At 42.0% G+C, this 23,418-nt stretch carries 20 protein-coding genes; 14 read left to right on the top strand and 6 right to left on the bottom strand.

Annotation, left to right across the window (positions count from 1 at the left end):
- Nucleotides 1-126 precede the first annotated feature (126 nt).
- The 8 genes from EJP82_RS15045 (at nt 127) to EJP82_RS15010 (ending at nt 9,819) form a co-directional block, all read left to right on the top strand.
- Nucleotides 127-1,845, top strand: a complete 1,719-nt coding sequence (locus tag EJP82_RS15045) for a cache domain-containing sensor histidine kinase (protein ID WP_127192895.1) — start codon at nt 127-129, stop codon at nt 1,843-1,845.
- On the top strand, nt 1,842-3,449 hold the full coding sequence (locus EJP82_RS15040) for a response regulator transcription factor (protein WP_127192894.1): 1,608 nt from the start codon (nt 1,842-1,844) through the stop codon (nt 3,447-3,449). Before EJP82_RS15045 ends, EJP82_RS15040 begins: the two co-directional genes overlap by 4 nt.
- 106 nt (nt 3,450-3,555) lie before the next feature.
- Nucleotides 3,556-4,875, top strand: a complete 1,320-nt coding sequence (locus EJP82_RS15035) for an ABC transporter substrate-binding protein (RefSeq protein WP_127192893.1) — start codon at nt 3,556-3,558, stop codon at nt 4,873-4,875.
- 98 nt (nt 4,876-4,973) lie between these two features.
- Nucleotides 4,974-5,876: a carbohydrate ABC transporter permease gene (locus EJP82_RS15030; RefSeq protein WP_211350115.1), complete on the top strand. Its 903-nt coding sequence runs from the start codon at nt 4,974-4,976 to the stop codon at nt 5,874-5,876.
- 29 nt (nt 5,877-5,905) lie between these two features.
- Nucleotides 5,906-6,751, top strand: coding sequence for a carbohydrate ABC transporter permease (locus EJP82_RS15025; RefSeq protein ID WP_127192892.1), 846 nt, complete (start codon nt 5,906-5,908; stop codon nt 6,749-6,751).
- Nucleotides 6,752-6,770: 19 nt separating this feature from the next.
- Nucleotides 6,771-8,870: a glycoside hydrolase family 36 protein gene (locus EJP82_RS15020; protein WP_127192891.1), complete on the top strand. Its 2,100-nt coding sequence runs from the start codon at nt 6,771-6,773 to the stop codon at nt 8,868-8,870.
- 184 nt (nt 8,871-9,054) lie between these two features.
- Nucleotides 9,055-9,489 (top strand): SRPBCC family protein, encoded by a 435-nt coding sequence (locus tag EJP82_RS15015; RefSeq protein ID WP_127192890.1) that lies wholly within the window; start codon nt 9,055-9,057, stop codon nt 9,487-9,489.
- Nucleotides 9,490-9,819, top strand: a complete 330-nt coding sequence (locus EJP82_RS15010; RefSeq protein ID WP_127192889.1) for an ArsR/SmtB family transcription factor — start codon at nt 9,490-9,492, stop codon at nt 9,817-9,819.
- A 68-nt stretch (nt 9,820-9,887) separates the two neighbouring features.
- Here the strand turns inward: EJP82_RS15010 and EJP82_RS15005 are convergent, their stop codons facing one another.
- Entirely contained in the window at nt 9,888-10,301 is a 414-nt protein-coding gene (locus tag EJP82_RS15005) for a GNAT family N-acetyltransferase (protein WP_127192888.1), read from the bottom strand.
- A gap of 494 nt (nt 10,302-10,795) precedes the next feature.
- On the opposite strand from EJP82_RS15005, the gene EJP82_RS15000 reads away from it, so the two are divergent.
- Nucleotides 10,796-11,596, top strand: coding sequence for a GGDEF domain-containing protein (locus tag EJP82_RS15000; protein ID WP_170220199.1), 801 nt, complete (start codon nt 10,796-10,798; stop codon nt 11,594-11,596).
- A gap of 112 nt (nt 11,597-11,708) precedes the next feature.
- On the opposite strand, the gene udk is transcribed toward EJP82_RS15000, so the two are convergent.
- Nucleotides 11,709-12,344: a uridine kinase gene (gene udk / locus EJP82_RS14995; protein WP_127192886.1), complete on the bottom strand. Its 636-nt coding sequence runs from the start codon at nt 12,342-12,344 to the stop codon at nt 11,709-11,711.
- A gap of 645 nt (nt 12,345-12,989) precedes the next feature.
- Here udk and EJP82_RS14990 point away from each other — a divergent pair.
- The gene (locus EJP82_RS14990; RefSeq protein WP_127192885.1) at nt 12,990-13,889 is read left to right on the top strand and encodes a copper amine oxidase N-terminal domain-containing protein; all 900 of its coding nucleotides are present in this window, start codon (nt 12,990-12,992) and stop codon (nt 13,887-13,889) included.
- 8 nt (nt 13,890-13,897) lie between these two features.
- Complete coding sequence (locus EJP82_RS14985) at nt 13,898-15,007, top strand: TcaA NTF2-like domain-containing protein (protein WP_127192884.1); 1,110 nt, start codon at nt 13,898-13,900, stop codon at nt 15,005-15,007.
- Nucleotides 15,008-15,132: 125 nt separating this feature from the next.
- Here EJP82_RS14985 and EJP82_RS14980 read toward each other — a convergent pair whose 3' ends face one another.
- The 4 genes from EJP82_RS14980 to EJP82_RS14965 form a co-directional block, all read right to left on the bottom strand.
- Nucleotides 15,133-16,545, bottom strand: coding sequence for a nucleoside recognition domain-containing protein (locus EJP82_RS14980; RefSeq protein ID WP_127192883.1), 1,413 nt, complete (start codon nt 16,543-16,545; stop codon nt 15,133-15,135).
- Nucleotides 16,523-17,254: a FeoB small GTPase domain-containing protein gene (locus EJP82_RS14975; protein ID WP_127193008.1), complete on the bottom strand. Its 732-nt coding sequence runs from the start codon at nt 17,252-17,254 to the stop codon at nt 16,523-16,525. The genes EJP82_RS14980 and EJP82_RS14975 overlap by 23 nt, the downstream gene beginning before the upstream one ends.
- Nucleotides 17,254-17,505 (bottom strand): FeoA family protein, encoded by a 252-nt coding sequence (locus EJP82_RS14970; RefSeq protein ID WP_127192882.1) that lies wholly within the window; start codon nt 17,503-17,505, stop codon nt 17,254-17,256. The genes EJP82_RS14975 and EJP82_RS14970 overlap by 1 nt, the downstream gene beginning before the upstream one ends.
- 224 nt (nt 17,506-17,729) lie before the next feature.
- Nucleotides 17,730-18,620, bottom strand: coding sequence for an AraC family transcriptional regulator (locus EJP82_RS14965; protein ID WP_127192881.1), 891 nt, complete (start codon nt 18,618-18,620; stop codon nt 17,730-17,732).
- Nucleotides 18,621-18,755: 135 nt separating this feature from the next.
- On the opposite strand from EJP82_RS14965, the gene arfA reads away from it, so the two are divergent.
- The 3 genes from arfA to EJP82_RS28660 form a co-directional block, all read left to right on the top strand.
- Nucleotides 18,756-20,312: an arabinosylfuranosidase ArfA gene (arfA, locus tag EJP82_RS14960; RefSeq protein WP_281278200.1), complete on the top strand. Its 1,557-nt coding sequence runs from the start codon at nt 18,756-18,758 to the stop codon at nt 20,310-20,312.
- Nucleotides 20,313-20,333: 21 nt separating this feature from the next.
- Nucleotides 20,334-22,301, top strand: coding sequence for a glycoside hydrolase family 127 protein (locus tag EJP82_RS14955; RefSeq protein ID WP_246054176.1), 1,968 nt, complete (start codon nt 20,334-20,336; stop codon nt 22,299-22,301).
- Between the two features lie 407 nt (nt 22,302-22,708).
- A partial coding sequence (locus EJP82_RS28660) for a collagen-like domain-containing protein (RefSeq protein WP_484213863.1) occupies nt 22,709-23,418 on the top strand: 710 nt, incomplete at its 3' end.

Genomic DNA, 23,418 nt, shown 5'->3' with positions numbered 1-23,418 from the left:
CTTCCCTATCTTAGTTATCCTATATTATTATATCGGATAAGGGTTACCATTTATTATGAAAGTTAATATATAATAGAGGCATTTTAATCTTAGTACTGAAACCTCATAAGATAGGTCGTGAATAAGATGAAGTTTAAAGGAATACGTGTAAAAATTTTTAGGTCGATGATTATTGTAGTGATCCTACCCCTAAGTATTACTTCCGCTATCATAGCTTATCAGATCTCAAGGGATATGAAGGAAGACATTCAGTTTGCAAAGACCCGTACAGAGCAAGGAATGAAAGATACGATGGAGCAATATTTTCAATCCCTTTATGAAACCGCTTACCAAATATACTCGAATCCGGATCTGATTCAGAGTTTGACAAACAATACTGCTTATTTACCAAATGAGAGCCGCACGTATGATAATGTGCGCGATATAAAAGAGTTTTTTCTGAGTGTATACAACAACTCGAGGGTCAAAGACATTGTAGGGATGTACCTAATCAATGTAGACGATGAGGCGGTAGGAAACTTTTTCCCCAGTTTGTATCCGCGTTTAACTAGTGAGTATATTCAGAATTTGTTACTAGAATCCAAGGAATCGGAAGGAGAACCGACGATTCTCCTCAATTACAATAGTATGTACAGTGAGCCAGTCATTCAATATCTATATCCGGTTAACTCGATGGGCAAGCGAACGGGCTTACTCGTCATTGATATGCGAGAATCATATTTTCGAGAGTTAATAGAAAAGTATAACGATTTTTATAATGGGAGCATTGCCCTAACCAACCAATCAGGACAGATTGCTTATCATACCGATTTTACGAAAGTAGGAAGTATTTACTCTGCCGAGGAACTACAGGGAGATCCTATTATACTTGAGGTCCCACTTGGAACAGAAGGATGGACATTACACTATAACTTCTATGCAGATCCGGCGGTCATACTGTTTCGTAACGGAGTGATCGGGGTGTTGATTTTATCTGGGGTATTAGTACTCGTGTTTTCTTACTCCCTGAGTTACAGTATGACGAAACCGATTGTCAGTATGTATCGAAAGATGGGGCGTATTCAAATCGGTGATTACAGCGTAAGAATCGATACAGTAACTAATGACGAGATCGGCTATCTGGGTAAGCAATTTAATAAAATGGTGGATACAATTCAGCAGTTGATTGATCATGAACTCAAGTTACAGTTAACGAATCAAGAATCACAGATCAAGGCTTTGCAAGCGCAAATATCGCCTCATTTTTTGTTCAATACGCTACAGACGATGTCGAGTATCGCTCAAGTCAATGATGTCCCAGATTTGAAACTCATCTGTCAAAGCTTAAGCAATATGTACCGCTACAATATGAACATTCGTAATGAATGGGTACAGGTCAAGGATGAACTGATGCATATACGAAATTATATGGTTATCATTAACAAGCGGTACCCTGAAAGTATAAGAATTCGATTTCAAATGGACTCTAGCACTCGGAACTTATCCATTCCAAAGTTAATTTTACAACCCATTGTTGAAAATTCCGTAGAACATGGACTTATACCACTCTTGCAGGGGAAGAAGTTGCTCAAAATCTTTGCTAAGGTTAATCGAGAGGATGGAATACTGTATTTATACGTGTTGGATAATGGGGTAGGTCTAACCACAGAACAATTGGAAAACGTACAATTCTCATTAGGTAGAGAGAATCTGTTTGAGAGGGCTAATAGTTCGATCGGTCTGCATAATGTACATTCTCGCATTCAGCTTATTTGTGGAGATCTTTATGGTATTCGAGTCTATAGTAAGAACGGTAAAGGGACATGCATTGAGTTAAGTCTACCTCTGAAGGAAGTGAGTCCATGAAAGTACTAATTGTCGATGACGAACAATCCGTACATGATCAGTTGGAACAGATGATACCCTGGAGTGAGCTTGGATGGAGTATTGTCGGCCATGCCTATAACGGTGAAGAAGCTAAACGAATAGTTATGGAGAGTAATCCCCACTTCACTATTACGGATATAAAAATGCCATTAACAGATGGCCTTGGATTTATGGAGTGGTTAAAATCTTCGCAATATCGATCCAAGGTACTCGTGCTTAGCGGCTATGGGGACTTTGAATATTTGCGTCCAGCATTTTTACTGGACGCTATTGATTATCTGCTCAAACCCATTCAGCAAGCCGAATTTTTGACCGTTCTTAGCAAAATTGTTGAACAAATTCAGAATGAAGGAGTTGCTTTGAAGGAAGAGATTAATGAGAAAGCGATACTTCATAAAGGTATTGTACTCATGCAGGATCAATTTATGTCGGAAGTGATAGATGGCACACTGCAGGAAGAGAATGAGATGATTGTTAGAGCCGAACAATTGTTATTGCAATTACCAGAAGCAGGCTACTATGCCGTTGTTATCAAATTAACGGATTTAGATGAGTATGTGAATCGTCGATATGAGAGAGATCGGGAAGTGTTGTACTATGCGTTCCGAAATGTATTGAATGAATGTATGGTCGGTTGGGGAGTACAAGCAAATGTATTTCGCAATTTGTATAAAACAAATGAATTTCTTATCCTAGTTTCCGTTAGTGAAAAGTCGGAAGCATGGCTAGAAAAGACACTGCACAGGCTCAGTAAGTCTATTTGGGATACGATGCAGGTTAAGGTGAAGTTTGGAGTAAGTCAATATAAATCCCGAATAACGTTCATGGAAAAAGCCTATCGAGAGGCGGTTCGTGCAATAGAAGGACTTAGGCTAAGTGATGATGGGGCAATTGCTTACTACGAACAGTCATTGCAAAGCATAACTGAATCTAAAGGGTTATCCGAGTGGAGAAAAGTCGGAGAGATGTTAGAAATGCTTGTCCATGCAGGATCACTACGTGATGGTGTGGCATTGCTAAGTAAACTAGATGGGTTAGTGCAAGATGGCACCCTAATGCAGATGAGCGGATTAGAAATGAAACAGGCGATTAATTTAATTGTAAGTAAGATTGAACAGACAAGTGTGGGGGATAACGAACTAGCCTCTATGCTTGAAACTGTGAAGTCTAGTGTGAATGAACTAAAAGTGGAACAAGTGAAGCAACAAATGAAGAAATTAATAGAGTATTTACTAAATAGCTATGCTACTGATCCTAAGGAAAAGAGTGGTAAACAATTAATCGGTGCAATTCTTCAATATACCAACACTAACTATAGAACCGTAACACTTGAAGAAATATCCAGTGAATTCTATATTAATAAAAACTATTTTTGCACGCTGTTTAAGAACGAGAATGGGGTAAGTTATCTGGAATATTTGACAAAGGTACGGATAGATCATGCGAAGCGACTTCTTGTGAATAGTGATCTGAAGACCTATGAAATTGCCGCTATGGTCGGTTATGCGGATCAGCGTTATTTCAGTCAAGTGTTCCGGAAGTATACGGGGATGAAACCAACCGACTATCGGAAAACGACTTAATATATTCAACATTAAACTGAATTCTACATCATGCTCAAATGTTTGATTACTTAGTACAATTAATCTTGTAAAAGAAACAATAAAATCTCATTTAAGTGAGGGGATCATGTTGAAGAGTAAAAATAAGTTATCCTTCGTGCTTGCAACGGTTATGGTATTAGCGCTTTTGGCAGGTTGTGGAAGCAATGACACTAAAGGCAACGTTACAAGTTCTAACGCTAACAAGAAGTCAGACAAGGTCGTTACCATTGATTTCTGGTCAGCTTTGGATCCAAGTTCAGAAGAAGGTCGGACGATTACTAAGTTAGTTAAAGAGTTCGATGAGAGCAGGGATGATATTGATGTCAAACTACAAGTCATTAGTTATGATATTATGCACGACAAACTCGTAGCTGCCTTTAACGCAGGCGACGCTCCAGATATCAGTTGGGGTCTGGCAGAATGGTTCGGTGAGTTCAATAAATTTGACACATTGCTCGATTTGACAGATTATTTCAACAGCTGGGAAGAGAAAGACAAGTTTTACGGCAACGTTATTGATTCTCTGACTATAGACGGTAAATTGAAAGCGCTACCTAATTACTTGGGAATTCGTGCACTTTTGTATCATGAAGATACCTTGAAAAAGGCAGGTTATGATGCTCCTCCAGCGACATGGGATGAATTGATAGCTATGGGTCCTGTTATTAAAGAAAAGACAGGGCAAGAGGCTTATGGTATTGCTGGAGCTGGTGTTCGTTCGCCTCAGGAACTCATCATGTATTTAGCGCAGAAAGACCTGGTATTGGCTGAGCAAATGAGTGATGGAAAGTATAAGAACACTTGGCAGGATAACCCTGATCAATTGACTAAGGCCGCAGAGGTATTCCAATTCTACCAAGACCTACTAAGCACAGGAACGATCAAATCTGACGCAAAAACATGGGGTTGGGAAGAAGAAGATCAGAACTTTGCGCTTGATCAATATGCGATGGTTGTTGATGGTTCTTGGATAGAGACATATGGCGCAGAACATCCAGATGAAATGGCTGATGTAAAAATTGCGGCTCCACCTTATAGCGATAAGGCGGCTACATTCATGGAAATTGCACCACTGTATATGTACAAGACTAAAATCGATAAAACAGATGCAACATGGGAATTTGCTAAATTCTTGTTAGGCGCTGAATACCAAAGTGCGGTGAATTTGAATGAAGCACCACGAACAGATGTAGTTAGTGATAGTCAGTGGGGTAAAGATTTCACTGCACTTGCGGATTCTGGAGTCGTGTTCCCATCTGTATCGCTAGGTAGTATTACAACCGCAATGCAAGATGCATTGGCTAAAGGAATGTTGAAGAATGACAAACCTGAAGATGTAGCGAAGTGGTTGTCCCAAGCGATCAATGACAGTTTGAAAAAGACGGATGAATTAAGCGCAGACTAGGTTTCTGAACTAGATAGATTACAAGAAGAACAAGCATAGAAAGAACATCATTTCCGTCTATGCTTGTTTTTCTATCTTAAAAAAACGTGGTGAGAACAATGGAAATGAAGACGATGAGTCTTAGAGAAAGAAAAATACGACGAATTGCTTACTGGTATGTACTCCCTGCACTACTGTTCTTTATCCTATTGAATGCCTATCCACTATTGAATGTATTATGGGATAGTTTTCATTTTAAGAATTTACTTAATAAATCACTGAATGGTTTCGCTGGTATAGATAATTACAAAGAAGTGTTCGCGAATGAGTATTTCTGGAGCTCTTTACGTAATACCTTGATTTGGACCATCTTATCTGTAACCGGAGAATATATTCTTGGATTGATATCTGCGGTGGCGCTCAATCAGAATGTCAGGGGAAGAACATTCTTTCGTGCTCTTGTGATCGTTCCTTGGGTCGTACCGATTGTTGTTGCAGGTCTAACTTGGGATTGGATGCTCTCACCGGATTATGGAATCATCAATTATTGGCTGACAAGCATGGGCATTATCGATAAGCCGTATTACTGGCTTGGAGAAATGAATACAGCCTTACTTACTATTACATTCGTGAATATATGGAGAAGTTTCCCTTTTTTCACCATTACTCTACTAGCAGGCCTTCAATCAGTATCTCGTGATGTACTTGAAGCGGCAGCGATTGACGGTGCTGGTGTGAGAACACGATTCTTCAAAATCGTACTTCCACAGCTAAAGACGGTCTCACTGACGATTATATTTGTTCATATTATTTGGACAGCGATCAACTTTGACTTTATTTGGATTATGAGCGAAGGCGGTCCGCTACATTCCTCAGAGACGTTGCCGATAATGATCTATCGATATGCGATGCAGGAATATAACTTTGGTAATGCATCCGCGCTTGCGTCCTTGATGTTAGGCTTTATGTTAAGCGCATTTATCATATATTACTTTTATACATCGAGAAAGAACCGGGCTTAGGTATTCGGATAATAGGAGTGTGATCAACTATGCTAATGAGTAAACGAAAGGCAAATTTGTTACAGGCAATAACCTATGTAATCCTTATTGGATTTTCTCTATATTGCATATTTCCTTTTTTGTGGATGTTTGTCACGTCCATCAAACCGTCGAATGAGATTCGTTCGGTCACTCCAAGTTTCTGGACGAGCGAGCCAACAATGAAGCATTTTGATAATGTTCTTAATAATTCGGCTTTCCTAACGTTTTTTAAGAATAGTATGTTCGTTGCCCTGACAACAACCGTTTGTGCAATCATGATATCCATCTTTGCTGGATATGCACTCAGCCGTTTTCTTCGCTTTAGGGGTGTCAAAGTGTTCAGTGTTGCCATGTTGTTATCGCAAATGATTCCAGGTGTGTTGCTCTTAATTCCTCTGTACTTAATTATGAGTAAGATGGAACTGATTAACACGTACCTCTCGTTGATTCTTGCCTATACGACATTTACGGTTCCTCTGTGTACGTTCATGATGAAGAGTTTCTTTGACAGTGTTCCATTTGAGATGGAGGAAGCGGCAGAAATTGATGGTTGTTCGAAGCTGGGTACGATTTTTCGTATTTTACTTCCGGTCTCATTACCAAGCTTGGTATCAACATCGTTGTTTGCTTTTCTTAATGCCTGGAATGAGTTTATGTTTGGATTTGTATTCATTAACGATGAGGGGCATCGAACATTAACACCAGGAATTAGTTTGTTCAAAGGACTCTATCAGACAGATTGGGGTAGTTTAATGGCTTCGTCGGTACTCAGTGTTATTCCAGTCATTATTCTATTTGTATTCTTACAGCGTTACCTTGTTGAAGGGATGACTGCTGGAGCAGTGAAAGGATAATCAAAGAGGGGATGTTTATATGAGTCAGAACATCAAGATCCTAGAGAATGGGATACATTTACAATTTGAAGTAACAAATGAAAGGGATGTACGCTTTCTTCATTTTGGAGCTAAACCATATAATGAAGTAGAACTATGGGATGATAAACGCCGTAGTAAGCTACGCTTAGTAGAAGTACATGTATCTGGGGAGAACCATGATGATCATCATGGCCCAAAACATACGGGAACATTGCCAGGCAAACGCTTAAAGTTAACCGAGTTCGAAGATTCTCGGAATGCAATCGGACGAAAGCTTGTATTTCATCAAAGGGATGAAGAGGTTACAGGACTGGTCATTCGTAGTCACTTCCAATTGTATGATGGTATACCTGTCATACGCGCTTGGACGGAAGTTGAGAATAGTGGAGAAGAAGCTGTTGGGCTCGAATATGTATCTTCGTTCGCCTATACCGGTTTTAGTAAAGAGGGAGTAGCGGAACGGGATAGGAAGATTAAGCTACACATCCCACATAACACATGGTACGGTGAGGCACAGTGGCAATCGAATACTTTGCCAGAACTTGGACTGAATACGGTGAATGAGTTCTCCATGAAACGGTTGTCCTACAGCAATACGGGAACGTGGTCATCTTCGCAATATGCGCCGATGGCATTCATGGAGAATACGGAAACCGGAGATGGACTGATTTGGCAGATTGAACATAATGGTTCTTGGCATTATGAGATTAGCGATATGACCGAAGTGCTCTACTTACAGTTAAGTGGTCCAACGGAGAATGAACATCATTGGTGGAAACAATTGATGCCAGGGGACATGTTCAGTACCGTAACGGTAGCAGTTAGTGCTGTGGCAGGCGGTTTGCAAAAAGGAATTGATGCGATGACCTTGTATCGCCGGGAGATTCGTAGAGCAAATAGTGATAATGAGAAGCTACCTGTTATTTTCAATGATTATATGAATTGCTTGTTCGGTGATCCAACAACAGAGAAGCTCATTCCGCTCATAGATGCAGCTGCAGAAGTTGGTTGTGAATATTACTGTATCGATTGCGGTTGGTATTCCGATGGATATTGGTGGGACGGCGTTGGAGAATGGTTGCCTTCAGAGCAGCGTTTCCCTGGAGGGATAACGGAAGTGCTTGACTATATCCGTAACCAAGGAATGGTGCCTGGTTTATGGTTAGAGTTAGAGGTAATGGGTGTAGAGTGTAAGAAAGCGAGTGAAGTTCCAGATGATTGGTTCTTCATACGGCACGGCAAGAGAGTAATCGATCATTCACGTTACCAACTCGATTATCGTAATCCAGAAGTGCGAGCGTATGCTAATCGTGTTATAGATCGGCTTGTTCAAGAATATGGCGTTGGTTATATTAAAATGGATTACAATATTAATGGAGGAATTGGAACGGAATTGCAGGCAGATAGCTTCGGCGATGGATTGTTAGAGCATAATCGTGCCTATCTCTCGTGGATGGATGGTGTGTTCGCACGGTATCCTGAACTTGTCATTGAGAACTGTGGGAGTGGAGGCATGCGCCTAGATTATGCTATGCTCAGTCGTCATAGCATCCAGTCCAGTAGTGATCAGACTGACTATTTGAAGAATGCAGCCATTGCCGCAGCTTCCGCATCACTTGTAACACCAGAGCAGTGCGCTGTATGGTCTTATCCGTTACGAGATGCGGTTCGAGAAGAAGTTGTGATGAACATGATTAACAGCTTGTTACTTCGTATTCACCAAAGTGGTCATCTCGCGGAGATTAGTCCTGAAGGCCTTGCCTATGTGAAAGAAGGGATTACTTATTACAAGAGTATCCGTGAACATATCGCTACTGGGCTTCCTTTCTGGCCTAATGGTATGCCAAGACTTGAAGATCCTTGGTTAAGCTATGGCATTCGTGAGGATAACCGCCTATTCCTCGCCGTATGGAGAATGGACGGTGAACCTGTTAACACATTCCCACTTCCTGAAGGAATTGGACGTGATGTTGACATCAAGCTAGCTTATCCATCGAATGGGGAAGTTGATTGGTATTGGAATCGTAGCGCAGGTTCACTGAGCGTATCGATTCCATGTCGTAGGGCTGCGAGGTTGTTAGAGATCACTCTCTTATAAGTGTAGGGAAGGCTATCGTCAGTAATAAACGATAGCCTTCTTTGTTTAGCATATATGATTAGTAAAGATCGGTAATATAATCCTCATGATTGGATACACTAAAGTTGACATGAAACCAAATGGTGTTATATATTGATGAAACGAAACCAAATGGTTTTATATTCGCGATAATAAGGAGATTATTATGGAAACAAACAATCAGAATACACTAGAAGATATCAAGCAAACGGTTATTGTTGAAGCATCCATTCAAAAAGTATGGGACAAGGTTTCAACTGCGGAGGGAATCGCAGCATGGTTCATGCCAAATGATTTCAAGCTGGAAGTAGGACATGAATTCCATATCCAATCACCCTTTGGACCATCTCCTTGTAAAGTAGTCGAGATCGATGCACCGCATAAGCTTTCTTTTACATGGGATACAGATGGTTGGGTGGTATCGTTTATTCTCAAAGAGTTGGGTGATAAGACGGAGTTTACTTTGGTTCATGGTGGTTGGAAAGGGTCGGATACTCTTATTACGAAAGCAAATGAGAAAAGCTCTGTTATTCGCGATCGAATGGCACAGGGTTGGGTAGCGATTGTTAATGAAAGGGTTAAAAAGGTGGTCGAGGGCTAAATGTCTTCATCAGCAGAAAAATATGATGTATTCCAAGCTATAGCAGATCCGACTCGTCGAGAGGTACTTCGATTACTTACAGAACAAGAGATGCCTATTTCCCAAATAACAGCTCATTTTCCTATGAGTCGTACAGCCATCGCCAAACATCTTCATGTCCTTTCAGAAGCCGAGTTAGTTAGCGGGCGTAAGGTAGGCAGGGAGAAGATTTATCGATTGCAGCCAGAACCTTTAGCTGAATTGAAACAGTGGCTTACTTATTACGAACAATTTTGGAATAATAAATTGTCGATCCTTAAGCATGTGATTGAGCATGATGGGGAGAGTTGAAATCGAGAACAACCGACTTCGTTTTATAGAGTCGGTTGTTTTAATTTATAACTGCTTTACTTCAAAATCTAATACTTCTTGAACATCCCTACCGATTTTGGACTTGTATAATCAAATCCAAACCTTGTATACAGTTCATCTGCGGGAACGTCGGCAATTAAACTTATATAGGCTCCACTTGGAGCGTGGTTGTCTAAATAGTCCATAAGTACGCTCATGATTTGTTTACCTAACCCTTGGCCTTGTCTAGTTGGATGTACTGCTATATCAACAATTTGATAAAAACAACCTCCATCACCAATAATTCTCCCCATGCCAATGAGTTGATCATCGAGATCTCGTATGGTTGTAATGAAGATTGAGTTACTCAGAGCAATCTGGGAGGCTTGTAAATCCTTAGGACTTAATCCGGCTGCCGCTCTTAGTGCAAGATACTCAGTTGGAGTTGGTGCATCAAATGATACATTTATATTTGTCTCCATATTTACCTCCGATGATCTTTTCGTTTTTAACACAAAAATTCGCTGGGGACTGATAAACTGTCCTTCGCTGGGGATTTAGATTATATTTAATGAGGTTAGCCTATTATAAGGCTAAGGTCGCTTAGACATCAATCTAAGGGAACCAGCAGCCTTTATTTTGAGTTTTGAGGGTCAATAAAAATACTAACGGAACTGAAAGACTTTATTTCTCCCCAATGATGCTCTAATGCATGAATTATTATGAAATAACGTCTACTAGTTCCGTTAAAATCCACAACAGTGAAATAAACCTCGAATAAGGTCGCTGAGTTCCGTTACAGCGATTCGCAATCATCTTCGATTGATGGTCAAGCAGCGCTAACATTTCGTGCAAATAACCTACAATCGCAATGTGAGTTTACCATATATGATGTTTGTTCAGAAATTGTTCAGATCAGTCCAGTATAATGATAAGCTAGTCTATAAATATTATGTTGCAGAGTGAGGAAGTAACCATGGAAGAGTTTCAGAACTATATATATGCCATATTATCGTTAGCTGTTGCGGTACTGGTAGTTGTCTTAATGGAGCGATTATTTAGAGGTGTTACAAGTAAGAATAGAAACGTCAAGATTGTTCGAGGGGTTGCGGCAGGTCTGTTGCTTGGAGTCGGGATTTGGAGTATGCACATACTCAACAGTCAATCACTGTCTACATCCAAGTCAAATGAAACGGGTGTTATTATTCCGCTGCTAGCTTATATTGCAACAGTTGGGCTGCTGTTACTCTTGTTCTACATAGTAAGGTCGATGCTCGCTGAGAGCGCCAATTTAAGGGATCTAGCGTATAAGGATGCTCTAACAGGACTGCTGAACAACAACGGTATGAACCATTTTTGGGAGCGGTGTACTGGAAATACGAAACTTGCGGTGTTATTTCTTGATCTGAACCGGTTTAAGTCCATTAACGACACTTTAGGTCATCATGTGGGTGACTTGTTGTTACAAGAGGTAGGAGCGGAGTTGAAACAATTTACGCGTAAGAATCGTCGGTACATTTTTCGCATTGGTGGAGATGAATTTGTAATTATCAGCAAGAACTGCAACCAAAAACAAGCAGAACAACTTGCTGTACGGATTCTGGAGAAGACAACCAAGACTTATGTATTAGATGAGAATGAATTGTTTATTTCGGGGAGCATTGGTATCACAATTAGCACAGGTAAAGTGGATCGAGCTCGTCTGCTGAAGGAAGCGGACTCAGCTATGTACAGCGCGAAGCAACTGGGAACAGGTCGATACTACGTCTACAAATAAACCTATACAATGAAAATAGTATGGTCCCGACTATGCATTATCGCATCACCGGGACCACCAATAGGAAGGTATGTAACAACCATGTTTCCATTGAGGAAAACATGGTTGTTTTTTACAAGCTAGAAGCTGGATAATCACCATTCAAGTATTTCTCGGTCAAGACAGTCAACAGTTGAATACCAACCGCATTGTGTCCACCTTCTGGAATGATCAGGTCGGCATATTTCTTGGACGGCTCGATAAATGCCTCGTGCATCGGTTTTACCGTAGTTAAGTATTGCAGGTAGATCGACTGAATGGTCCGGCCGCGCTCTTCAATATCCCGAAGTGTCCGGCGGAGAATACGTACATCGGGATCGGTATCAACGAAAACTTTGATATCGAGTAGTTTCCGAAGGTTCTCGTCGGATAGCACATGGAGCCCTTCAATAATGACGATATTGTTCGGCTTCAGCTCGACAGTATCTTCAGGACAGCGGGCATGAACTGTGAAATCATATACTGGAGCATGTGCGGTTTGACCTTTTTTCAGACTGCCAAGGTGTTCAATCAGCAGTTCATTATCAAAAGCGAACGGATGGTCATAATTGATCGACTCTCGTTCAGCCATACTGAGATGTGAATGGTCTTTATAGTAGTTGTCCTGCGAGATGAACGTAACTTTTCCCGATCCAAGATTGTCAATAACGGAACGGGCCACTGTTGTTTTACCGGATCCAGTGCCGCCGGCGATACCAATGATAAGCATTGTGATTCAATAACCCTCCCTAAAAGAATACCTTTTACATTCCCTTTACAATTTCAATATTGTAGCACAGCACAGACAATTTTTCAGCTTGGTTCGACAAAATGGCGATAGTTTATTCGTAAATTCGACAATCTTGGGTATAAAATAAGGATACGTCCGTAATCCGAGCCGAATGTACTACATATTATCCACAATTTACCCAATATGAATGCGCCAAGTAGACGACAAATTCTTTCTGAAATGAATCGTCGTACCTACCGATAAGAAAACACAGAATCTGAATGTAATTTCCATCTCAGTATATTCACCCACAGCAGCGAAAGTAGATTGATAAGCAATAACAGCTTGGGCGGATAAATAGCATTTCATCAAACAGGGCAATTATGGTCAAATACGACCTTGATTGGCCTGTTTTTTATGGGATTTTTAAATGAAGCAACAGATATTAAATAATCTCATCACACTAGTGATGGATTACTAGAAAGCTTAATCTATCACATCATTGTATAAAATGGTCCATACTGGTAAAATATCGGCAGGATTATTATTTAATGGAATAATATACCTGAATGGTCTACTGAAATGTAAATTAAGAGAGTGAATATATTTTGAATATTAAAATAAAAATCAAGGAGATGACTAATAATGAAACAAAAGAAGACAGGAATTATTCTAATGGTGTTTATCTTAATCATGACCATGCTACCAACATTCTCATCCGCGGCAGCTAAGCTATCGCTTAGAGTGGAACTTAACGGAGAGAGAATTATATTTCCAGATGCACAGCCCTATGTAGATAAGAATAATAGAGTTCAAGTTCCCGTGAGATTTGTAAGTGAAGCGTTAGGAGCCAAGGTAGGATGGACAAGTAAAACAAAGACAGTAAGCATTCAATTGGAAGAGACGAGCGTTAATCTTGTCATAGATAAAAAAACATATACCGTAACTGGAGCTAGCAAACAAATGGATACCGCAGCACTAAGAAAATCGAACAGAACCTTCGTACCACTTCGATTCGTAAGTGAAGCACTCGGAGCTAATGTGAAGTGGGATTCTCAAAACTTTACCGTTTCGATAACTACGGGAGATGGTGTAACGGCTTCGACAGGTGAATCAAATTCTAGTATCATCCCAGGAAGTCCGAATTTCGATTGGGATGCTTGGGAGGCATCTAGATCAGTTGAAGGTAAAACGGAGAAGATAACAACTGAGGGATTTAGTTTTTATTCAGTGTATAAATCTGGACTAGGTGTAAGTGATGATGGTTATAAGAAGGAAGATGGGAATACAAGAACTCTAATTATTATATTAATCTCTCTTGGTGATGTTGGTGGAGATAATCTCGATGAAAAGTTTAAGGACGCAGAGGAAGTTTTACGTCAAAAAGTCGATGGGAAAGTGGTAGATTCTATTATTAATTATGTTAAACAAAAGAATGATCGTGAGGATGAATTGGAAGAAAAGGTATTCAAAGATGATACTTATAGAATTGTTGTGGCATCTGGATATATGGCAGGGATCAATATAGAGATTTGGTATAAGTAGGTGGAAAAATGAGAAGAAGGATAGCTTTATTTTACACTAGGTACTCATTAACAATGGTTTTGCTGGCATGTATATTAGTTACAATTGTCGGGTGTGACAACAATGAAGAACCTCGTTCTAATAGTCAAGTGATCAATAGTGTATCAGTACCCGTTAGCACAGATAATAAAGGGAATAAGAACGATTTAGAAAGAGTTCCATTGTTTCAGCTAGGAATGGATATTGAAGAAGTAAGAGCAATCCTTGAGGAGAACAATATTGAAATTATTAACGAAATCGAAAATACAGGGGATTCAGATACGTGGGACTGGGGAAATAAATCAATATGGACCGAGGGGATTAGTTTCACCTTTGATCAAGATTACATATTGTATGATTTGGAATTTGATAATGGAGAACCTACTTCGGAAGGGATCAAGGTGGGAGACGATCTAGACCTTTTACTAAATAAATATGGGGATCAATTTAAGTTATACGGTCCAGAAGAGCTTATGAATATGTGGATTATTGACGAGAATCAGGATAAGAAGGCTGAGATTTATGAATATCGAATGGATGATCATTATTTCCGAGCTTTTGTAGTCGATGATAAAATCGTTAGTTGGAACATTTCAAAATATAAACTTGGAACGAATAGTCCTGTTACCGAAGATTATTCGGAAGAGGCAGACCCCTCATTTGAACCAAACTCTGGCATGAATTCTAATGAGGAAAGTGAGTTGGCCTTGGGTGCAACTCATGCTGATAGTTATGAGCCAGAGATGCTGATTCGAGCTTATGAAGAAGCTATTGCTGATGCCATTAATAATGATGATTTCTCCATAGTAGAAAAGTATTTGATCAAGGATAGTGAAATCTATCAAGAACAGAAGCAATTTATATCTGATCTACATGCACAAGGAGTAACTTATTCTCTTAACTCATTTAATATAGAAAATTGGGAACAGAGTGCTTCTAATTTTGATGAGTATAAATTTTATGTTAAAGAGACTATAGGTCTTCATGATTCTAATCAAAACGAAAATACGGAAAAAACAGATTATTGGGTCTATACTATCATTTCCAATGAAACAGAACTGGGAATAATGAATAAAGAAATTTGGGAAAATGCGAATTAATAGTAAGTGAGAAAAACGATATGTAAACAATATAAAAAGGGGTTCCTCCGACATTCTGAAATGTTGGTAGAACCCCTTTTTGCATTGTTGTGCTACGTTCAGCACCGAATCACTTTAGCAGCCGATTACACCCACCCAAACAACCTAACTAGTTGAGCTACGGTAAATGTCACACCAATGGCAATCCCAAGTGGAATGACGGCTGAGAGAACGGCCCATTTCATGCTTTTTGTTTCCTTGTAAATGTTGATAAGCGTTGTACCACAAGGATAGTGGAGCAGGGAGAACAACATCATACTGAGTGCGGTCAGCCACGTCCAACCGTGATCTAGGAAGATATCCTTGATGCTACCCAAGCTATCCATTTCAACCATGGCCCCGGAAGACATATAGCCCATAAGTAGAATCGGGAGTACGATTTCATTTGCAGGTAGCCCGAGGATAAAGGCCATAATGATAAAACCGTCCATACCGAGTAATTGCCCAAATGGATCGAAGAAAGCGGCCATATGATTCAAGATGCTGTCTCCGCCGACAAAGATATTTCCGAGCATCCAGGTGATTACTCCAGCAGGAGCAGCGACAACAATCGCTCGAGTCAAGACGTTCAGTGATTTTTCTTTGGATGAGACTAGAATCGTCTTCCAAATATGCGGACGACGAAACGGCGGAAGTTCCAAGGTATAGTGTGTTGGCACTCCACGTAGTGCCGTCTTGGACATGACCCATGACACGGTCAAAGTGACAACGATCCCAAGCAGTACGATTCCCATCAGCACGGAGGCTGTTGTTAGTGTACGTAATGCGCCTGTTGTAGCGGCTCCAGCCATAAACAACGAGGAGAGCAGAATGAGTGTAGGCCAGCGTCCGTTACAAGGCACGAAATTGTTAGTCAGAATAGCCAACATCCGTTCACGAGGTGATTCGATAATTCGTGTGGAGAGGATGGCAGCGGCGTTACAACCGAATCCCATCGACATAGTCAATGCTTGCTTGCCGTGTCCGCCCGATTTCTTGAATAGACGGTCCATATTAAAGGCGACACGGGGGAGATAACCGAAATTCTCCAGTAGTGCAAACACCGGGAAGAATATCATCATCGGTGGCAGCATGACACTGATAACCCAAGAGGTTCCTCGGTAGAGTCCCAGAACCAGTACACCATGCAGCCAATCAGGGGCATGAACTACTTGAAATCCGGCAGTTAGATAACCCTCAATGAAACCGAATAGAGAGGCGAGCCAACTTGAAGGATAGTTAGCTCCGGCAATCGTAATCCAGAACACAATTCCGAGGATGCCGAGCATAATGGGGAAACCCCATATTTTAGAAGTAACAATAGCATCCAACTTATTCGTGCTGTTCAGTTTTTTCTTATCGCGATAGGCTACTGTATCCCGGCAAATGCTAGAGGATACGCCATAAATTCCACTGACAATCTCATCGCGGATGGAACTCCCATCCGCTAAATTCTTCGCTGCTGCGAGCAAAGAATCTAGAGTGTCGGCTCCTTTCTTAGTGACAAGCGGTGACTCCATGGCCGACAACCTCCTTTGCGTTCGATGTAGATTTTGGATCCATATTGGCTTTTAGCGAGGTCAACAGGCTATCGTCACCATCCATCAATCGTAGTGCAATCCAGCGTGCGGGGTACTTGGACCCAATAACTCCTTCAATCATGGGGACGAGCTGGGCAATTCCCTGTTCAATCTCATCATTGTAGGTGATTTGTAGAGGCTTTGAAGTAAAGGCTCCAGTAGCCACACGCTCCACCTGATCGAGTAACGCATCAATTCCAATTTTGTTCCGGGCCGATATCGCTACAACTGGAACACCGAGCCGTTTCGAGATCGCCTTCAGGTTAATATCGATGCCGAACTTACGCGCTTCATCAATTAGATTGATGCAGACGACGGCCCGACCGGTAATCTCCAGCACTTGCAAAGCAAGATTGAGATTACGTTCCAAGGAAGTTGCATCTAGTACCACAAGCGTTACATCCGGTTGTTCGAAAATAATATAATCGCGAGCTGCTTCTTCATCGGCTGAGTTAGAATACAGCGAGTAGGTTCCTGGGAGATCAATCGCCTTGTAAACGCGGTTGTTATGAGTAAATTCACCCTCAGCAGAAATGACGGTCTTGCCAGCCCAGTTACCTGTATGTTGTCGTAATCCAGTCAGCAGGTTGAACAGTGTGCTTTTACCTGTATTAGGGTTGCCTGCAAAGGCGACAGTATAATGTTTCATCATTCTTCACCTCCAATTAATTCTCCATAAATCAGCGAGCTTTCTTCTCTACGTAGTGCAATCGTTGTGTTACTTACGCGGAAAGCTGTTGGGTCACCAAGCGGACTGTGCCGCAGCATTTCTACTTCATTACCAACAACAAATCCGAGATCAAGCAATCTCCGTCTTAGAACGCCCTGTACATCTATGCTGACAATTCGCAAAATGTCACCTTGTTTAGCTTCGGATAATGAGATAGTTGTTCTGCTCATCAAGATCCACCTTCCTTCATCTATGTTCGAGTTACGTTATCATATGGGTTATGGTTGTCATTGTTGTGTGATGCCACAAGATTAGTATACGACAATAACTTTGTCTTTGGAACAAAAATGTTGCACAAAGGCAAAACAAATTTTGGAAGCCCCATCCAGAGAGGAAGAAAGCAGGTTTCTTCTTTGGAGTGGGGCTTCTTTTTATGCTTATTTAGGTGAATAGATCAGCGAGGTCCAATAAATTTCATGCGAAAATTGGAAGGTGAGATGCCTTCTTTCTTAGAGAAGCAGGATGAAAAATAGGAGACATGATTAAAGCCAACTTCTTCAGCGATTCGTGCCACGGACCATGAGGTTTGAATGAGTAATTTCTTAGCCTGTTCGATCCGGTAGTAAGTTAGATATTCGATAGGTGTCATGCCATATATTTTGAGCATACATTTAGCTAAATAATTAGGATGGTAATTTAACTCCTGCTGTAGGAGCGAGTTGGTTATGTTGCGGGCGTAGTTCTGACGTATAAATAGCTCAATCTTCTCAGCTAAAAGGAAGGCGGATGCATCGGACATGGATGCTAGATCACGATCTAGATGTTGCATGAATAATTGAAAGGCGGCTTGTCTTTTCCAATTTCGCATGGATTGGGGCTCTTGATCCAAGTGTGTGAAATTATTCAAGACCTCCATTTCCTTCTGAGTAACCCGGATGTGCTTGGGGAGGAAGATAGAGCAGACATCGCAGTGGTTTAAGTAAGCGATTTGTTTATGAGATTCAATCAAGTCAGCTTGGTTATCTAGGCATTCTTTCATATCCCCGTATTCCTTCCAGCTTCCAAAAGTCTGAAAGTGGATCCAGATCATCTCAGTCTCACTAGTACATGGAGCCGCTCCATAATGGATCGCATCCGGCTTAAGGATTAATCCTTCACCCTGCTGCAACTCCCATTCCCGATCATTTTCTCCAATCGTTAACGCCCCTTTGGTGATGACAATGAGATCAAACACACCAATTCCATTTCGCGTAATATGACGTTCACCTATATCAAAAGTTGCACGCCCACAGTCCAGAAAATACGGGATGGGTGGGGAGATAAAATGCAGGATAGAAGAGTTCATCAGGTACCTCCAAAAGGTTGAAATTTTTAAAAATGTGGTTGGATATCGTGATGTTAATCTTATGATATAGCATGTATCATAATAAATAAAGCGCTTACTACAATGTTGAAATAATTAATGCTCATAAGGTACTCCATGATGAAAGAGGGGGCGAGAACTATAGCTACAGCAAATGTAAATACAGAGATAGCAAAGATGATTATAGATAAAGAATATAAGCTCGCTGAAGTTGATTCGAGAATTTTTGGTTCATTTATTGAACATTTAGGACGTGCTGTATATGGTGGAATCTTTGATCCAGGTCATCCCAGTGCGGATGAATATGGTTTTCGACAAGATGTAACGGCGATGATTCAGGAAATCGGAGTTCCGATCATTCGTTATCCCGGAGGGAACTTCGTATCCGGATATAATTGGGAGGATGGCGTCGGACCAGTTAAAGACCGTCCCAAACGATTGGATTTGGCTTGGCGGGCGACGGAGCCGAATGAAGTAGGCACAAATGAATTCATGCGCTGGGCCAAAACGCTGAATGCCGATGTGATGATGGCTGTAAATCTAGGGACGAGAGGCGTTGATGCGGCGCGGAATCTACTGGAATATTGCAATCATCCCTCGGGGTCTTATTACAGTGATTTACGGATTTCTCATGGATTCACGAAGCCTCATGGCATAAAGACCTGGTGCCTGGGCAATGAAATGGATGGTTCGTGGCAAGTCGGCCAAAAGACGGCCGTGGAATATGGAAGATTAGCAAGTGAAACAGCAAAAGCGATGAGATTAATCGATCCTTCAATTGAGTTAGTTGCCTGCGGAAGTTCTTTCCGATCCATGCCTACTTATGCCGAGTGGGAAGCAACGGTATTGGATCATACCTATGAACAGGTGGATTATTTATCCCTACACACATATTATGGCAACGCAGATAACGATATCGCCAATTATTTAGCTAAGTCGCTCGATATGGACTATTTTATCAAAGAAGTCATTGCCGTATGTGACTATATCAAAGCGAAGAAACGTAGTAAGAAGACGATGAATCTTTCCTTTGATGAATGGAATGTCTGGTTCCACACGATAGAGTCGGATATGAAGATTGAGCCTTGGCAGGTGGCATCATCTCAACTCGAGGATACCTATACTTTCGAGGATGCGCTAATGGTTGGAAGCATGTTGATCACATTGCTCAGGAACGCCGATCGAGTGAAGATCGCTTGTCTGGCACAGCTAGTTAATGCTATTGCTCCAATTATGACGGTTACTGGGGGCCCTGCTTGGCGCCAAAGTATCTTCTATCCTTATATGCATGCGTCCGTATATGGGCGGGGAACTGTACTTCGTCCTATTGTTGTCTCACCTCTATATGACAGTAAAGAATACACAGATGTGCCTATGTTGGACTCTGTTGTTGTCTACAACGAAGAGACGGAAGAGCTCGTTATTTTTGCGGTGAATAAAAGTCTGGAAGACTCTCTTCTACTGGAATGTGATATTCGAGGTTTTGAAGATTATCGTGTGATTCAGCATTCCATATTAGAGAACGGCAACGTGAAGGCAGTCAACAATGTGTATCAGCAGGATGCAGTGATTCCGCATGACGGAGGAGACGCTAAGGTCGTAGAGGGTTGGATTCATGCTTCGTTACCCAACTTATCGTGGAATATGATACGGCTTCAGAAGACATTTGCTTAAGATAGAGAGGAGAGCTAGATGATGACACAATTGAACCAAAGAGTGCTTGCTATTCCTAAGAGTCTGATACATGATCCATTCTGGTCTGAATATATTAGGTTGGTACGCAAGGTTGTTGTCCCTTATCAATGGGAAGCATTGAATGATCGGGTTCCGGAGGCTGAGCCTAGTCATGCCATTACCAATTTCAAGATTGCCGCTGGGGAAGCACAGGGTGAATTTTATGGGATGGTGTTTCAGGATAGCGATGTTGCCAAATGGTTGGAGGCAGTCGCTTATCTGCTAGAGACGCAAAGTGATCCCGATCTGGAGCAAATTGCAGACGAAGTGATTGAGATCATCGCCAAGGCACAACAGCCTGATGGATATTTAAATACTTATTTCACATTGAAAGAGCCGGGAAATCGCTGGACCAATCTTGCCGAATGCCATGAACTTTACTGCGCGGGCCATATGATTGAAGCGGGTGTGGCTTATTACCAAGCAACGGGTAAAAGAGTACTACTCGATGTTGTCTGTCGATTTGCTGATTATATTGATACTGTATTCGGTAACGAACCCGGCCAACTGCAAGGGTATGATGGTCATCAGGAGATCGAATTGGCATTGATGAAATTGTATCATGCCACAGGAGAGGATAAATATTTGCGACTGAGCTCTTATTTTCTGGAGCAACGCGGAGCTAAGCCAGACTTCTATGAAGATCAATGGGAGAAACGCGGTAAAACAACTCACTTTCCACAGCTTACGATGACGTTTGATCATGCTTATAGTCAGGCACACCTCCCTGTTCGTGAACAAGACACAGCGGAAGGTCATGCGGTACGGTTGGTCTATATGTGTACAGCCATGGCAGATTTGGCCGCGGAGACGGGAGATCCGGGTCTGCTCGAAGCTTGTAGGAAGCTGTGGAGTAATATCGTGAATAAACGGATGTACATCACAGGTGGTATTGGTTCAATGGAACATGGTGAATCGTTCACGATGGATTATGATCTACCTGGAGATACAGCATATGCTGAGACTTGCGCGTCTATTGGGCTGATTTTCTTTGCACAACGGATGTTGCGGATTTCCCCAGATAGTAAAGTTGCCGATGTCATGGAACGGGCTTTATATAATACCGTGGTCAGTGGAATGTCCCAAGACGGGAAGAAATTTTTCTATGTTAATCCACTGGAGGTATATCCTGCAGCTCACGGTAAGAACCGGATTTACGATCATGTGAAGCCAGAGCGACAGGGTTGGTTCGGCTGTGCTTGTTGTCCACCTAACATCGCACGTTTGCTCGCGTCGCTCGGTGACTATGTGTACACCATGCAGGATGGAACAGTGTACGTTCAATTATATATTGGAAGTGAACTCAATACAGAAGTTAACGGCAAACTAATCAAATTGGAGCAACACTCGAAGTATACTTCAGATGGAGAAGTTAACTTCCGTATTCGTACAGAGGAAGCGTTACGATTCACTTTAGCTCTACGTATGCCGGATTGGTGCGACCGAGTCGAAGTTACAGTCGGCGGTGAATGGCATGAATTCAAGCAGGGAGATCAGGATGGTTATATTCGCTTGAATCGAGTATGGGAGCCAGGCGAGGAGATAAATGTGGTATTCTCTATGCCTGTATTACGGATGAAAGCACATCCCCTTGTTCGTCAGACTTTCGGCAAAGTCGCGCTGCAACGTGGGCCATTCGTATATTGCTTGGAAGAGGCGGATAACGGCGCGGAGTTATACCAGCTTAAGTTACCTCGTAACTCTACTTTTGAAGTGAAGCGTGATGATCGTATTCATGAGGGATTGAACGTTATTCATGTCAATGGTGAGCGGTGGATGGCTGCTGAGAACTGGCAGGAACATTTATATCGGAGTGATTCCAACTGGATCATGGAAAGTACTCAGTTAAAGTTCATTCCTTACTTTACCTGGGCCAACCGTGGTTTGGGTGAAATGTCAGTTTGGGTTGAAGAGGCACTACCTATCTAGAGTATTGTAGAATAAACTTTATTACCTTTGGTTTGTCTAAGTTTAGAATCTCCACTTTGGATGAAAAAGGACCCTCACCGATAGTAATCGTTTGAGGGTCTTAGTGCAGTGCTTTATTGGGTTGTCCATTCTTAATATATGACCTCTCTGAAAAAGTTGTGATTGGATATATAAACATTTTTAATCAAAATTAGATGAACCTACCATGTGCAAAGACCTATTTATAAGTGAAAATAGATAGTTATCTAGTATATACAAGACAAATGTCCATGCCCCCTATAGATAGTTGGAGTAATATACAACAAATCTAAATGGAGGTGTTTAAATTGAGTTGTCCACAAGAAAATCGAAAAAAGGGCTGCAAGAAAAAAATCGTTACTGTCTGCCCTACGAAGAGAAAAAGACATTTGAATAGGAAATGTTCTAGAAAAATTGTCGTCAGAGAGCAAATTGTACATGTAAATATTCCTCAAGGTTATGTAGGTGTAGGAGGTGCCGCAGGACCAGCCGGTCCAGCGGGAGTCGGAGGACCCGCAGGACCTGCAGGACCAGCCGGTCCAGCGGGTTATGTAGGTGAAGGTTATATAGGTATAGGAGGTGTAACAGGCCCAGCAGGCCCAGCAGGACCCGCAGGCCCAGCGGGAGCAAGAGGAAGCGCAGGCCAGGCAGGTCCAGTAGGTGCAAGAGGAAGTGCAGGCCCAGCAGGCCCGGCAGGTCCGGAAGGAACGAGAGGAAGCGCAGGCCCAGTAGGGCTCGCAGGACCCGCAGGTCCAGCAGGAGTCAGAGGAAGCGCAGGACCAGCGGGAATCACAGGACCAGCCGGAACGACAGGTGCAGTGGGACTCGCAGGACCAGCAGGAATCACAGGACCAGCAGGAATCACAGGTCCAGCAGGAATCACAGGACCAGCAGGACTCACGGGACCAGCAGGACTCACGGGACCAGCAGGAATCACAGGTCCACCCGGAGGACCGACAGGAAACACAGGTCCAGCGGGAATTACCGGCCCAGCTGGAGCTACAGGATCCACAGGAGCAACAGGATCGACAGGAGCAACGGGAGATGCAGGTCCAGCGGGAATCGCCGGCCCAGCCGGAGCAACAGGATCGACAGGAGC

This window comes from Paenibacillus anaericanus, assembly GCF_003994475.1.
Taxonomy (GTDB): domain Bacteria; phylum Bacillota; class Bacilli; order Paenibacillales; family Paenibacillaceae; genus Fontibacillus; species Fontibacillus anaericanus.
The sequence above is the reverse complement of the archived record's forward strand: the minus strand, read 5'-3'. Positions and strand labels throughout refer to the sequence as shown.